The following is a 15,338-nucleotide window of genomic DNA, read 5'->3' as shown; positions in this document are numbered from 1 at the left end:
AACATCGCAGTGTCGTAGCACGAGAATGACAGTTAAATTGCTGTTCTTATCAAAACTCAAAATTAAGGCTAGTTAAAAAAAGGAATAAAAATGTCTCTTGAAAACGATTTAAAGGACAAGCTCAATCCGGAGCAATACAAAGCTGTGTCTACAATTGAAGGACCGATTTTAATAATTGCAGGCGCAGGCTCTGGAAAGACACGCGTAATCACTTACAGAATCGCCAATATGCTTGAAAAAGGAATTCCACAAAGCCAGATTCTCGCGCTCACTTTTACAAACAAAGCCGCAAAGGAAATGGAAGAACGCATAAAAGAGCTTACCGGAAAAAAACTAAACAATCTTACAGTCAGCACTTTTCATGCATTCGGAGTTCGCATTTTAAGGCAGGAAATAACAAAACTTGGTTACCGGGAAAATTTTTCAATCTATGACGAAACAGACAAGAAAGCACTAATAAAAGAAAGCGGGCGTGAACTGAAATTTTCAGCGGATGCAATGGATCTTTACAAAATAAGCACATTGTTCAGCGATATAAAAACCGGACGTAAAAACTGGAATTCCGAAAGCGATATGTACAGAAGCCTTTACGAAGAATACCAGTCCGGTCTTAAGCTTTTTAATTCAGTTGATTTTGACGACTTGATTGTGCTTCCGATAAAACTTTTTAAGGAAAACCCGGAAGTCTTGGAATCATACAGAAACAGATTCCGCTACATAATGGTTGACGAATTTCAGGACACAAGCCATCAGCAGTACGAAATGATGCATCTTCTTGCAAACAAAAATATCGCTGTCGTTGGAGATGATGACCAAAGCATTTACAGCTGGCGAGGCGCAGATTTTCAAAATATAGTCAACTTTGAAAAAGATTTTCCTGATGTTACTGAAATACGGCTTGAGCAAAACTACCGCTCAACCGGCACAATTTTAGCAGCCGCAAACGGAGTCATAAAGCACAACACAAACCGAAAAGACAAGGAACTTTGGAGCGGAAACGGAAACGGAAAACCAATCGAGCTTTACTCACCAGAAAACGAAGCTGCAGAAGCTGATTTTATTGCAGAAGGAATTCTTGGAATCAGCGTAGACGAAAAACGCAACTATGACGACTTTGGAGTTTTAATCAGGGCAAACACACAGAGCCGCGCAATCGAAGAAGCATTTCTTGAAAATAACATTCCATACACAATGAGCGGAGGCACAAGTTTTTTTGAGCGAAAGGAAATAAAAGATGTAATCAGCTATTTGCGTGTAATTGCAAACCATGATGACGACATAAATCTTTTGCGCATAATAAACACACCGCGGCGTGGAATCGGAAAAGCTGCAATTGAATCAATAAACAAAGTCGCTTCAACAATGAATTTTTCTTTATGGGAATCCATTCAGGCAATCTTGTCATCTTCGGAAGAGGAATGTCCTGTAAGTGAAAAAACAAAAGCTGATTTTGAAGCCTTTTCAAATATAATAGAAAATTCTAAAAGCATGCTTTCCGGAAAAGGGCTTGCAAAAAAAGTGCGCGCTTTAGTAGATGAAATAAATTATTTTGACTACTTGATTTCAGAAAATCCCAAGAGTGAAAAATCCGCAAGATTTAAATACATGAACATCGAAAGTTTAATAAAAAGCATGGAGCAATGGGAAAACAATCCAAATTATGACGACACAAGCCTTTACGCATATTTAAATAGAATCACTTTGATTTCGCGGGACGACATGGACGATGAGCAGGACAAAGGAAAAGTGAATTTAATGACAATCCACGCAAGCAAAGGCTTGGAATTTCCAGTTGTGTTTATTGCAGGAGCGGAAGAAGGACTTATGCCTCATGCACACGCTGTAGAAGAAGGCGGAGATGTGGCAGTCGAAGAAGAGAGGCGGCTTTTTTATGTTGCAGTTACAAGAGCAAGAGACAGGCTTTTAATTTCATCTTGCTCCCACAGAAGAAAAATGACATCCACCGTTGAATGCGAGCCAAGCCGTTTTCTTGACGAAATTCCTACAAATCTTGTTGAATACCACGAGCCTTCAAAAGAAGTGGATGCAGAAACAGCACACGAGCTTTTGCAAAACATGCTGAAAAACATGGCAAAACCAAGAGTCCCAAAGATTTAAAAGTTCCAATCAAGATTGATATTTGCAAATGCAAAGTTCTTATGTTATAATAAAAAAATGAGAACAATTTTATCGAAAACAGTTTTTACTATTTTAACGGCAGTATGCACGCTGGCATTTTTTTCTTGCGCAACTTCTCCTAAGAATTCGGAATTCCTGAAAGTTGAAGACAAACAGACTCCGCCGCCAATGTTAACAGAACTTCCTGTTATTGAATATTCTGGAATCGGAATAAAATATGAAGTTGAATCAATGTTGCTTCATCACTTTCTTGTTGTCCAGGACAAAGATGCAAGCGGACAATTCGCGGCACGGCTTCTTGATGAGGCGGCAACAGCTAAGCTAAAGGTAAAATTTCCTGCCGGAACATACGAATGCCTTATAAAAGAAAAGGCCACAGACTCCGACCACAGCGCATTTTATGTTTATATTGACAACACTCCTTTCCGTGTTTATCCAAGCAATCCACCGCTAGGAACATGGGAACTTACAACTAGAGCGCCAATTTATTTTACAATTGACGAACCGCGCACAATTCTAATTACAATTCAGGCAAATTCAGAGCAAAAAACCGGAGATGTCGGAATGAACTTGGACTTTATACAGTTTGTAAAAAGACAATAAACAATATTTTTAAGTATAAAAAAAGCCTCGTCTTCACGAGGCTTTTTCTTTTCACTTTATCTTGACTTATAGTTAGCGTCTATCCATTTTGTATATTCTCCGCTAAGAATATGGTCAACCCACTCTATATTTTTTAGATACCAGTCAACAGTCGCATTCAAGCCTTCCTCAAATGTCATTTTGCGTTGCCAGCCAAGCTCAGTTTTTATTTTAGTGCAGTCAATAGCGTAACGCTTGTCATGTCCCGGGCGGTCTTTTACATAAGTGATTGTTTTTTCAATTTCAGAAACTGGCTTTCCAAGTTTTTTAGCGGCAAGCTCAATCACTTTATGAAGAAGCTTTATATTCTGCCATTCATTTTCTCCGCCAATATTATATTTCTGCCCAATCCGCCCTTTGTTTACAATAAGCCAAACCGCGCGGTTGTGATCTTCAACATAAATCCAGTCGCGGATATTGTCTCCCTTGCCATAAACAGGAAGAGATTTTCCATCACGGATATTGCTAATCATAAGAGGCAGAAGTTTTTCCGGAAACTGATATGGACCATAATTGTTTGTGCAGTTGCTTAAAGTAAGCGGCAATCCATAAGTATGGAAATACGCCATTGCAATATGGTCAGAACTTGCCTTGCTAGAAGAATACGGAGAGCGAGGATCATAAGGAGTCGTTTCTGTAAAATATCCAGTTTCACCAAGTGAACCGTAAACTTCATCAGTTGAAATATGATGAAAAAGAACATCGTCTCTGAATGTTCCATCCGGCTTTTTCCAAAAATTGCGGGCAGCATCCAAAAGCGTAAAAGTTCCCATCACATTTGTTTTTATAAAAGTTTCAGGTCCCAAGATAGAACGATCAACGTGGCTTTCCGCGGCAAAATGAATAATTGTGTCTATGTCGTACTGCTTTAAAATCCGCTCAATTTCCGGGCGATTGCAAATATCCACTTTTTCAAAGAAGTAACGCTTTCCGCCAAATTTTTCCTCAACATCCTTTAAAGACTCAAGATTTCCGGCATAAGTAAGGCAGTCAACATTTACAACGTTTCCGCTAAAATCTGCATCGTTAAAAAGATTTCCATTCGCTGAAGAAAGTCCAAATAAATAGTGAATAAAATTCGAGCCAATAAAGCCAGCTCCGCCAGTTACAAGAATATTTTTTAGTTTGCGCATTTTATTTTCCCTGCCATTTTCCATTTAAATCAAAATAATCCGCATCAAAAGAGAATGACGGATGCTTCTTGTCTTTTTCACTTAAAAGCGGAATCTGTTCAGCTCCAACAGATTTCCAGTCGATTCCAATTGAAGAATCATTCCACATCAAGCCGCCTTCATCTTCTGGATGATAAAAGTCCGTGCATTTATAAGCAAAAACCGCCGAATCAGAAATTACATAAAATCCGTGGGCAAAGCCTTCTGGAATGTAAAACTGATTCTGTTTTTCACTGTCAAGAACAACTCCGTAGTATTTTCCAAATGCAGCAGAACCTTTGCGCAAATCCACGGCAACATCAAAAACTTTTCCATGCAAAGAACGCACAAGTTTTCCCTGAGGATGCTTTGTCTGAAAATGCAGTCCGCGCAAAACGCCTTTTGAAGAAGATGACTGATTGTCCTGAACAAATTTCATTTTTAGTCCGGCTTCGAAAAAATCTTTTTCACTGTAAGTTTCCAAGAAATATCCGCGGCTGTCACCAAAAACTTTCGGCTGAATTTCATAAAGTCCTGAAAATTCTGTTCCATCAGAAGCAAAGCATTTTTTAAAATCGAACATCAGTTTGCTCCTGCAATATATTCAAGATAACGGCCGTATTCAGTTTTGTAGCCCGAAGCAAGAGACAAGAGTTCTTCTTTTGAAATCCAGCCATTGCGGAATGCAATTTCTTCAATGCAGCTTACATACATTCCCTGGCGTTTTTGAATTGTTGCAATAAAATTACTTGCTTCCAAAAGCCCGTCGTAAGTTCCTGTATCAAGCCAAGCCATTCCGCGGCCAAGAAGCTCAACAGAAAGCTGTCCTCTTGAAAGGAATTCGTTATTCACAGAAGTTATTTCAATTTCTCCGCGGGCAGAAGGCTTTACATCAGCGGCAATTTTTACAACATCATTTGAATAAAAGTAAAGTCCCGGAACTGCATAGTTTGATTTTGGAGCTGAAGGTTTTTCTTCAATTCCTAAAACTTTTCCAGATTTATCAAATTCAACAACTCCATAAGCTGAAGGTTCTTTTACATAATAGCCGAAAATCACACTGCCCTTTCCAGACTCAACAGTTTCTTTTGCGCGCTTTAAAGTTGAAGTGAAAGACTGACCGTAAAAAATGTTGTCGCCAAGAACCAATGCAACGCTGTCATCCGCAATAAAATCTTTTCCAATAATAAAAGCGTCAGCAAGTCCGCGCGGTTTTTCCTGAACTTTATATTCAAATTTCATTCCAAGCCAATTTCCGTCTCCAAAAAGCTCCTTGAACAAAGGCAAATCCCTTGGAGTTGAAATTACAAGAACTTCTTTTATTCCCGCAAGCATAAGACAGCTTAACGGATAATAAACCATCGGCTTATCATACAACGGAAGAATCTGCTTTGAAACTGCTTTTGTGATTGGATAAAGTCTAGTTCCAGAACCGCCTGCTAAAATAATACCTTTCATTTCTCAATCCTTGTTTTTTATGTTGCTTTTAAAATCCAAAAGAAACACCTGTAAAATTTATTTTCCTTCGTCCCATGCTTTTTTTATTAAGGAAACTGCGCTTTCATCATTTTTAATATTTTCAATTGCATTCAAAAGGAATGCAGTAAAGACAAAAATAAAGAACGCGGCAAAAGTTGCAACTATAAATTTAATTGCCCTTCTTCCTGAATCTACTATAGAAGAAAGAAGAATAGGTTCTGAAACAAATTTTTCATGGCTGGCTTTAAATGTTTTTATATCTGATGAAATTTCAAGACAATTTACAGACACAGAAATAGTTTTTATTTCCGACTTTTCATTTTTTTCTCTCCAAACAACTGGCAGACTCAAATTTCCATATTGTTCAATAATTTTATCAGCATTTTCTTCCAACGAATTAATTCTTTGCATAGCAGAATCTTCTATGTAAGAGTTAGTGCTTTTTAAGAGTTCCAAAATAAAATCATTCAATTCATTTTCTTTTTCAGCAGGAATTTTGCAAAGCAATGTAATTCGGTCAGAAGCATTAGACGACTGGACAGAAAAATTTCCTCCATTTACTGCTTGCTCTACGTTTTCAAAAATATGAAAATCTTTTTGGCACTCAGAAATTACAGCAGGATCTTGCATATAATCAACGGCAGATTTAAGAACATCATATCCTGTTGCATTAAAAACGCTGGCAGGCAATCGTTCCGTTTTTAGCGCGTAAGAAACTGTAAGCGTTTTTTTATTCAGCGAAGGAACAAATTTCGGCAGGACAAAAAGCCATGCAAAAGCGGCAAGCGCAACAGAAAGTGTTCCTATAACAATAAGTTTTCTATAGCGGATAAGAACCGCAAACAAATCAATCAAAGAAATTTCATCTTCATTATTATTTTCGTACTGTTCAGTCATAAATCTATTCTATTATTTATTATTTCAAAAATCAACAACAATTCACTTTTAGTCAGTCAAACCGCTTTTGGGAATTCCAACACGGTTCAACGGCCAGAATCTAAAGCAGGCTTTTCCAAGCATACGGCTTCTGTTTACATATTGAGGAGAGAGGCTTGTATAGTAAGTTACAGACATTGAATCCATTTTCGAAACTGAAACTAAAGTCTGCTCGTAGCTATGGCGCATATCAAGAGAATTGTAACGGTTGTCTCCCATCATAAAATAGCAGTTTTCAGGAATGTACTGAGCGTTTCCATTCGCATCATTTGCAGGGAAAACAGGAAGATTTCTTAAATCCATTTCAAGAATGTAAAGACAAAGTTCTTGAGCCGCCTTAAGATATTCCATTCGCACAGAATCAGACTGCCATTTTGAAACTGGAATTTCAGAAGCCAAGAGACTTGCATTTCTTACAAGAATCCTGCCGAATAAAAGCTTTGCCATTACATTGAGTCTGAAACTTGATTCCGCATACGCATCGCTTCCAACCATTTGCAAAGAAATATTATTTTCACGGTGCCAGCTATTCAAGAACGAGTCAACCCAATCGGAGCCGCCTTTTACAGTCAAAAGCGAAATCGTTTCGTTATTTATATTTGAAAACAAATTGTAGACAAACAAATCGCGCGCGGAAAAAATCTCTTCAATAGATTTGCCCGAATTTTCTTTTGGACGCGCATAACGAGCAAATTCCTTGGAAAGTTTTTCGCATTCAGCTTTTGCGCTGTTCAAGTCAAGAGTTCTGCGCTGCTCTTCAATCTTCAAAGTCGATTCAGCCTGAGCTTCGGAGAGAGGAATTGCCTGAATTTTTGATTTTATCTTTGAAGAAAGCGGATTCAAATTCCAAGCAGCCCAAGAAGAATCCTGCACTACAGGCTTAAATTCCTTGCTGCCTTTTGTACGCGAATAAAGAGTTCCATCAAGCATATAAATTTGCTCGCCCGGAACTGCGGTTACACGCTTTACAAGAGGGTCGGCTTTTATTTCGCCATGCTCGTCAGTGTTTGTCTTTAAAAGTGTAAGGCTGCACATATAAATAAACTGGCTGAAAAAAGTTTTCACTTCATTTTCGCGGTCGCTTCCGTAATGCGGATTTCTAAAAACAACAATGTCGCCTCTTTTATATTTTTGAATATAAGGGAAACCTGCGTTGCTAAGCGGAAACTTCGGACCGGCAAGAGATTTAAAAACAACAACCCTGTCTTTTACAAGGAAAGTCGGAACCATGCTTTCTGACGGAATTTCGTAAAGCTGAAAAATAAAAATATTCAAAAGCATGATTGTAAAGACAGCCTGGAAAAGCGCGTCAATCCATTCAAGAATTTCAACAGCAACACGCTTTATTCCCTTTGGCTTTTTGTAAGGATTCGTCTTTAAAAATTCAGCCCAGCCGGAATCAAGAGACGCAATCCGTTTTTCAGCAAGAAAATACTGCGCCAAAACTGCAAGAACAAGAATCACAATCCAAGCAAAAGCACACAAAAAATCAAAGGCAGCAGGAAATCCAAATTTTCCAGAACGCTGAATAACAAAAGCTGTTATAAAAACAAAAGGCTCGTACTGAAAAACACGGCGCACAGAATTCAAGTGGCGCACTGATTTATTTTTTACAAGCTCAACGTATGAAGCAAAATAAAGAAGAACAGTAAATCCTGCGGAAATAGGAAAAGCCACGGCGGAAATGTCCAAATGCATATAAAGACATAGAACAGAAAAAATTGCCGCACAAATTAAATTCAGTTTTATAATCAACGAAAAATTTTTCATGCAGATATTCTATCACAAAACAAAATCCGTTGCCACAAATTTACTGCATGAAAAATTTTCATCGCCATTCCCCTGCAAATTCATTGTCTTGTTTCATAGGGATTACCGGGTCAAGCCCGATAATGACAGCATGGGATTAATAATGGCATTCCTTTTATTTTTCGTACTTTTTCAAGGCCTCTTCTTTTTCGTGGATTTTTTCTTTAAGCTCATTTATTGAAGAAAGTTTTTCAGAAACAACGAGAGAATCTTTTGAAATTGAAATTCCGTCTTCCGCAAGCTGATCCGCAACAGCCTGTCCAAGCTCCTGATATTTTTTTTCAAGGCGGTTTTTAAGCTGAACAATATCAATTTTGTTAACGGACTTGTCGCCAAATTCACTTATTGCAGAGCCAGCTGTTTTCAAGCCTTTTTTAGAAGCTTCAACACCTTTGTCAAGATACTGCTTTAAAGTTTTTGCAAATATCTTTTTGCCAGCAGCAGTTTCTTCTTTTTTTTCTTCATTGATTTCTTCTGACATTTTTCGCCTCCGGTTTATTTCAATATATTCTATTGTAATTGCCATTCTCCATATTCGTCAATAAGTTCAGTCTTAAAACTAGGCATTGGATGCCACGAAATTGCAAAAGTTATATACGGATGATAGTCATAAGTTTTTGCGCCGCTTCCATTTGTAACAAGACGAGGCTTAAAGGAAATTGAGCCTGTCATATCCCAGTCGTGCAAATTTCTTGTAATGCTGACCTTTAAAGTCTTTAGCTTGAACCCAGAAGAACGTCTGTTAAGCTGGTCTGAGTCATAAAACTGACCGTCGCCCCAGAAAGCAAAAGAATTCCACAAGTCAACAAACATATTTTCTTCGCCGGAAATAACATTGTCGTATTTTGTGAATCTTTGGAAATATCGGAAAATAACATTGTTTTGAGTTTCCGCACTGAACGAAAGTTCAAACGCTTCGTGGATTTTAAAAGTCAAAGACGGAACAAATCTAAAATAGCTGTTTGTTGGACGAACGCAGTCATAGACAATCCCAGCCGTAAGAGATGGCGCCCAAGTAATTCGTTTTTTCCAATACTTGAAATTTTTTCCGGAAGTTGAATACGCAAGGCTCAAAGTGTAAGGAACAAACTTCTTGTCTTCTTTTGCAATCCAGCCTTCGCTTGAATCAAAATCGTAGCAAGTCGTATACTGCATTATGTACGACAGCTGAAAATCATTCCAAGAAAAAGAAAGTTTCATTGAATCCGAACGTTTTTCTTCCATTTCGTAATTAAAGGATTCTGAAAATAAAAGTTTTCCGCTAAAAAATTTCAGTGTGGCAGACTGCTTAAAAGGATTCCAAATGAAATTGTCTGTATCTTCATTTTCCTGCTTTATCCCGACTTCCGCAGAAAGGCTTGCATAAGGAAAAGAAAAAGATGCGTTTAAAGTGTACTCGTCAAGCTGCGGCGGAAGATTTGAAGTCAATGTGAGCGACTGCGAAAAACCATCTGATTCTTTTGCGACAAGTTTTGCGCTCACTGTATGAGAAGTTACAGTTTCTTCGTCAGTGAGTTTCATAACCGCATATTCCCATTCAGGCTTTTCAGCGTCTCCAATAAATTCTGTCTTTATAATTTTTATAGAAGAGTTCCAAGCAATACTTGAATCCTTGAACACGTCAGAATAAGCAAATGGATTTATAGAAAAAGTATTGTCATTTACCAAATCCATTTTTTTAGCTTTGTAATCAGAAAGCTTTACCGAATTTTTTGAAGACTCGGAAGTATAGCCATCAAGATTTGGATGGGTCTGATAAATAGGATTAAATGTAAAATCATTTTTTGAATAAACAAAAGGATTTCTAAACCCCAGCTCGCTTGAAATTGTAGTAGGAATTTTTATCTGATAATAAGTTGAATAAAAATTTCCCCATTCAAAATCAGAAGGCTCAAGCAAGTCAGAAGAATTATAGTTGATTTGAGATGTAAACTGCGGAACTATCGAGTAGCCAAGTTTGTATTCAATTCCCTTTACATCAATAATATTTTCTTTTGGCTTTGGCGCAAGTTCCTGTATAGAAAAAGCAAGCGCATCATCTTTTTCTTTCTCTGATTTTTTTTGCGTCCCATCTTTTGTTTCTGAATTTTGTGAATTGGCTTCTTTTTGCTTTTGACTTTTTAAGTCTTCTGGAATTTCAAGTTCTATTGGAAACGAAGGCGGATCAAATTTCTCATAAACTTTTTCAAATGGATATTTAAAAATCGTCCCTTCAATTTTTGCTGCGATTTTAAATGGAACAACTTGCGATGGATAAAAAAACGAACGCTCAGGGCTGTAAGTGCGCCAGTCAATTGCGGCAGAAGAAAAATCAGAATCAGTTCTGGACTTAGAATTAAATGAAATATCCGCCGACAAATTTGTAATGGACAAAGTTGAAATAAACGGCTTTACAAAATTCGGAAGCGGAACAGAATAAGAAGCGTTTGCAGTCCATTCAAATGAAGATGTCTGCGAAGAAGTATCTTCTGTGTCGCTATCATCAGTTTTTGTCTGGCCCAAAAGAAAATTTATCCAGTCAAGATATTCAGACCTCTTTTCAAAATCTTCCGTAAAAAACGGATCGCTGTAAACAGGCATGGAAAGGCTCAATGAAAACGGCTTTTTTATGGAAGCGCTTAACTTGCCGCTATAACGAAACGGAGCTTCAACTCCAAGAAAATTAGACTTGTCTTTTTCAATTTTTCCGTCTGAAGAATAAGGAGTATATTTTCCACCTGAATAAAAAACTGTATTTGTAAACGCAAGCTGAGCTCCGGCTTCAATCGAAGAAATGTAGTCCGAAGAAGTCGGCTTATAAACGCCAGAAAGTCCAGTTGAAAATCCAAGGTTCGCATAGTAGTCAGCCATAAACTTTAAATAGCTTGAAGCGTCTCCTTTAAAATTCTCGTCCAGATTGTGCAAAACAAGGCCTTCCCTCTTTTGCTCTTTTAAAGTTGAAGGGCGCATAAAGTTGAAGATTCCAGCCGCAAGATCGTCATCAGAAGAAGTGTCAGAATCTTGCAAAGGTTTTCTTCCAATCAAATAAGTTGTAGTCTGAAAATAATATCCAAACCTCTCGTCATATCCAAACGCTGGGTTAAACAAAAGCTCATCCTTTGGATAATAAAAAGCCGGAAGATATAAAACTGGAATTTTTCCAACGTAGACAACCGCATTCAAAAACGCAAACTCGCCTCCGGGAAGAAGCCAAATTCTTGAAGCCTTTACTTTCCAATGAGGATCTTCATCATCGCAAAAAGTAAGCGCGGCATTTTTAAATGCAACAGAGCCAGAAGAATCTCTGCCAAAAATTTCAGAAGCGACAATCATCGTTGAGCCGGACGGAAGCTTCAAAGCTCCGCTTCCTGCATTGAAAATTCTTCCATTGTCAAACACGCCTTCCAAAGTGCTTGTGTTAAGCAAAACTGTTGAAGCAGAAATGTCCTGTTCGTCGCCACTTGTGCTAGATTTTAAAATGCGCACGTTTCCTTTTGCATAAAGCATTTGTGTTGAACGATTAAAAGTTACATCGTCAGCTTTTATTTCTGTCTTTGATTTTTCTTTTTCAACAGAAAGCTTTACGTTTCCAGAAAGGTGAATTTCATCTTCGCTTGTATTTTCATTTTTTTTGTATTCTGAATAGTTTGCGCTTATGATTGTTACAACTGTAACTTCGCTTTGAGAAAACGCAGGCTTAAATAAAAAAAACAAAAAAAGTAAAAAAAGAGCAGTTTTTTTTCCGAATGATGAAAGCAAAAAAAACATTTTTTACAAAAGCCTGTCTCTTTCTTTTTCGCGTTCAAGAAGCTGGGAAACATATTTTCCTGTATAGCTTTCTTTTGACTTTGCAACTTCTTCTGGAGTTCCTGTCGCAATAACAGAACCGCCGCCGCTTCCGCCTTCAGGACCAAGGTCAATTAAATAGTCCGCCTGGCAAATAACGTCAAGGTTATGCTCAATCATCACAACAGAATTTCCTTTGTCAACAAGTTTTTGAATAACGCTCATAAGCTGCTTTATGTCAACAAAGTGAAGTCCGGTCGTAGGCTCATCTAAAATATATAAAGTTTTTCCAGTTGAAGGACGCGAAAGTTCAGACGCAAGTTTTACACGCTGAGCTTCTCCTCCGCTCAAAGTAAGCGCATTCTGCCCAAGCTGAATATAACCAAGACCAACGCTTTTTAAAGTTTCAAGTTTTCTTGCGATATGCGGAATTCCAGAAAAGAAATCGGATGCCTCTTCAATTGTCATGTCAAGAACATCGCTTATGGATTTTCCTTTGTAAAGAATGTCCAAAGTTTCCTGATTGAATCTCTTTCCGTGACAGACATCGCATGGAATAAAAACATCAGGAAGAAAATTCATTTCAATCGTCAAAGTTCCAGCACCCTGGCAAGCCTCGCATCTTCCGCCTTTTACATTGAAAGAAAAACGTCCGCTCTTGTAGCCTTTTGCCTTTGCTTCCGGAATGCTTGCGTAAAGCTCGCGGATTTTATCGAATACACCAATGTAAGTTACAGGATTGCTCCGTGGAGTTCTTCCAATAGGGCTTTGGTCTATGCTGATTACTTTGTCAATATTTTCCAAGCCTGAAATTTTTTTGTAAGAACCAACAGGAAGCTCGCTCTTCATAATTTTATTGCTTATTGCAGGAAACAAAACGTCATTCAGCAAAGTTGATTTTCCGCTGCCAGAAACTCCAGTTATGCAAGTAAAAGTTCCAAGAGGAATTTCAACGCTCACATTTTTCAAGTTGTGCTCTGTAACATTTTGAATTTTTATAAAGTTTCCGTTTCCAGTTCTTCTTAGCTTTGGAATTTCCATTCTGATTTTTCCGGCAAGGTACTGGCCAGTAAGACTTTCTGGAATTTTCATAACTTCCTGAGGCGTTCCTGATGCCATGATTTTTCCGCCGTGAACGCCAGCTCCAGGACCAATGTCAACAAGATAATCCGCCGTAAGCAAAGTCTGCTCGTCATGCTCAACAACAATCACCGTATTGCCAAGATTTCTAAGATACAAAAGAGAATCAATGAGCCGCTGATTGTCCCGCTGATGCAAACCGATTGAAGGTTCGTCCAAAATATACATAACCCCGGTAAGTCCTGAGCCAATCTGTGTTGAAAGCCTTATGCGCTGCGCCTCGCCTCCGCTTAAAGTTGCAGCCGAACGCTGAAGCGTAAGATATTCAAGTCCAACATTTTTCAAGAACGAAAGACGCGATTTTATTTCCTTTAAGATTTGCGCGGAAATCTTTTCTTCTGTTTCTGAAAGATTTAATTTTTCAAAGAAGTCTATAGTTTCTGTAACAGAAAACTCGGTCAAGTCCCAGATGTTTTTTCCGCCAACAGTAACGCCAAGCGATTCCGGGCGAAGACGTTTTCCGTGGCAGGACGCGCACTCTTTATGCGACATAAATTTTTCAAGAGATTCCCTTGCGTTTTCTCCCCAAGCTTCATTGTAGCGGCGGCGTAAGTCACCGAAAATTCCAAGCCACGGACGGTTGTAAGAACTTGTTCCTTCGCCGCTTTGTTTTTTGTAAATCCACTTTATGTTTTTCTGTGCATCTCCGTTCCACAAAAAATCGCTTTGCTTCTTTGTAAGATCTTTGAGAGGAGTTTCAAGAGTAAAACCCGCTTCATTTGCAACAGCTTCAAACATCGCATGGTTCCAGGAACTTTCCGGATTGTAAGCCTGAATTCCGTACTCATTGAACGAAAGGGAAGAATCCGGCGCAATTAAATTTTTGTCGTATTCCATTTTTTCGCCAAGACCAGTGCAGTCGGGGCAGGCTCCAAACGGATTGTTAAAAGAGAACATTCTAGGCTGAAGTTCTGGAATAGAAATTCCGCAGTCAGGGCAGGCATTCTTCTGTGAAAAGAAAACTTCCTCTTCTATAAAATCTGCGGCAGAATCAACTGACTTTCCTTTTGCAGAAAGCTCATGCACAACATTTTCATAAGCCTCGTCTGTCTTATTTACGCGGCGCAAAACTATTATAACTCCGTTTGAACTTTGAAGCGCAGTTTCAACAGAATCGGCAAGACGTTTTCTAATTTCAGGCTTTAAAACTATGCGGTCAACAACAATTTCAATTGTGTGCTTTTTTTGCTTATCCAGTTTTATGGAATCCTCAAGCTCCACCATAAGGCCGTCAATTCTAGCGCGCACAAAGCCTGATTTTTTTGCATCGTCAATAACTTTTTGATGCTCGCCTTTTTTTCCGCGGATAACAGGAGAAAGAATTGTAAGCTTAGTTCCCTGCGACCAGGAAAGAATTGTTTCTATAATCTGGTCAACTGACTGCTCCTTGATTTCCCGGCCGCAATTCGGACAGTGGGCTTTTCCGATTCTTGCATACAAAAGACGGTAATAGTCATAGATTTCTGTTACAGTTCCAACAGTTGAACGCGGATTTTTATGGGTTGTCTTCTGTTCAATTGAAATCGCAGGAGAAAGCCCCGTAATCAAATCTACATCCGGCTTGTCCATTCTTCCAAGAAACTGCCTTGCATAAGAAGAAAGGCTTTCCATATATCTGCGCTGGCCTTCAGCAAAAAGAGTATCAAATGCAAGTGATGATTTTCCGCTGCCAGAAAGTCCGCTTATGGCAACTAGCTTATTGCGCGGAATTTCAACACTGATATTCTTTAAGTTATGCTCGCGCGCACCTTGAATTACAATTTTCTCATCGTTGAATGCGTTCATAGTCTTTTATTATAGAAGAAAAGCAGACAAATGAAAATGCCTGCATAAGTTCAAGCCAGGGCAAACGCATTATAAATAATTTAAGTACCCTTAATTTCGAGTTTTGACAAAACATTTTCTTAACTGTCATTCTAGTGCTAACAATCTTGTCATTGCCGTGCTTGACACGGCAATCTCCGCACGTCAGATCCTCCGGTCAAGCCGGAGGATGGCAGAATAGATCAAGCACGGCAATGACATTAAATTATAAAACTCGACATTTGTGCTAAGTAAAGTTTGCTCAAAGGAACGGTTCCTGGGGCAAAAACACTCTGATTGTTGCGGCCGCATGAGCGGGCAATTCTATAGTTACTTTGCAACAATCAGCGTGTAGCGCATTATTGCGCGATTTTGAACCACGAAACTGTAACTGAAAGCCAGTTTTATGCTGAATGCATTTATAATGCGTTTGACCTGAAGTTCAAGCAAAGCTAATAGGTCGAATTTCGAGTT

The 15,338-nt window shown here is 38.6% G+C and carries 10 protein-coding genes; 2 read left to right on the top strand and 8 right to left on the bottom strand.

The features are described 5' to 3' along the window. Positions 1 to 90 precede the first annotated feature (90 nt). Both B3209_RS00260 and B3209_RS00255 read left to right on the top strand, forming a co-directional pair. Positions 91 to 2,118, top strand: coding sequence for an ATP-dependent helicase (locus B3209_RS00260; protein ID WP_296689289.1), 2,028 nt, complete (start codon positions 91 to 93; stop codon positions 2,116 to 2,118). 57 nt (positions 2,119 to 2,175) lie between these two features. Beyond that, the gene (locus B3209_RS00255; protein WP_294012026.1) at positions 2,176 to 2,742 is read left to right on the top strand and encodes a hypothetical protein; all 567 of its coding nucleotides are present in this window, start codon (positions 2,176 to 2,178) and stop codon (positions 2,740 to 2,742) included. A gap of 56 nt (positions 2,743 to 2,798) precedes the next feature. Here the strand turns inward: B3209_RS00255 and rfbB are convergent, their stop codons facing one another. The 8 genes from rfbB to uvrA form a co-directional block, all read right to left on the bottom strand. Next, entirely contained in the window at positions 2,799 to 3,914 is a 1,116-nt protein-coding gene (rfbB, locus tag B3209_RS00250) for a dTDP-glucose 4,6-dehydratase (protein ID WP_296689285.1), read from the bottom strand. A 1-nt stretch (position 3,915) separates the two neighbouring features. Continuing rightward, the gene (gene rfbC, locus B3209_RS00245; RefSeq protein WP_296664060.1) at positions 3,916 to 4,515 is read right to left on the bottom strand and encodes a dTDP-4-dehydrorhamnose 3,5-epimerase; all 600 of its coding nucleotides are present in this window, start codon (positions 4,513 to 4,515) and stop codon (positions 3,916 to 3,918) included. Then, the gene (gene rfbA, locus B3209_RS00240) at positions 4,515 to 5,390 is read right to left on the bottom strand and encodes a glucose-1-phosphate thymidylyltransferase RfbA (protein WP_296689282.1); all 876 of its coding nucleotides are present in this window, start codon (positions 5,388 to 5,390) and stop codon (positions 4,515 to 4,517) included. The genes rfbC and rfbA overlap by 1 nt, the downstream gene beginning before the upstream one ends. A 57-nt stretch (positions 5,391 to 5,447) precedes the next feature. Continuing rightward, positions 5,448 to 6,308 carry a hypothetical protein gene (locus B3209_RS00235; RefSeq protein WP_296689280.1) on the bottom strand — a complete coding sequence of 287 codons (861 nt, stop codon included), beginning with the start codon at positions 6,306 to 6,308 and terminating at the stop codon, positions 5,448 to 5,450. Between the two features lie 48 nt (positions 6,309 to 6,356). Further along, positions 6,357 to 8,117: a signal peptidase I gene (gene lepB, locus B3209_RS00230; RefSeq protein ID WP_296689278.1), complete on the bottom strand. Its 1,761-nt coding sequence runs from the start codon at positions 8,115 to 8,117 to the stop codon at positions 6,357 to 6,359. Positions 8,118 to 8,271: 154 nt separating this feature from the next. Beyond that, a complete protein-coding gene (locus tag B3209_RS00225) occupies positions 8,272 to 8,637 on the bottom strand; it encodes a hypothetical protein (protein WP_296092173.1) in 366 nt (121 codons plus the stop codon). A 29-nt stretch (positions 8,638 to 8,666) separates the two neighbouring features. Then, the gene (locus tag B3209_RS00220) at positions 8,667 to 11,849 is read right to left on the bottom strand and encodes a hypothetical protein (RefSeq protein WP_296689274.1); all 3,183 of its coding nucleotides are present in this window, start codon (positions 11,847 to 11,849) and stop codon (positions 8,667 to 8,669) included. 57 nt (positions 11,850 to 11,906) lie between these two features. Then, entirely contained in the window at positions 11,907 to 14,846 is a 2,940-nt protein-coding gene (gene uvrA / locus B3209_RS00215) for an excinuclease ABC subunit UvrA (protein ID WP_296689271.1), read from the bottom strand. Positions 14,847 to 15,338: the final 492 nt, after the last annotated feature.

Source organism: Treponema sp. UBA6852 (assembly GCA_002449305.1).
Classification (GTDB): Bacteria; Spirochaetota; Spirochaetia; order Treponematales; family Treponemataceae; genus Treponema_D.
This window is presented reverse-complemented; position numbering and strand designations above follow the sequence as displayed.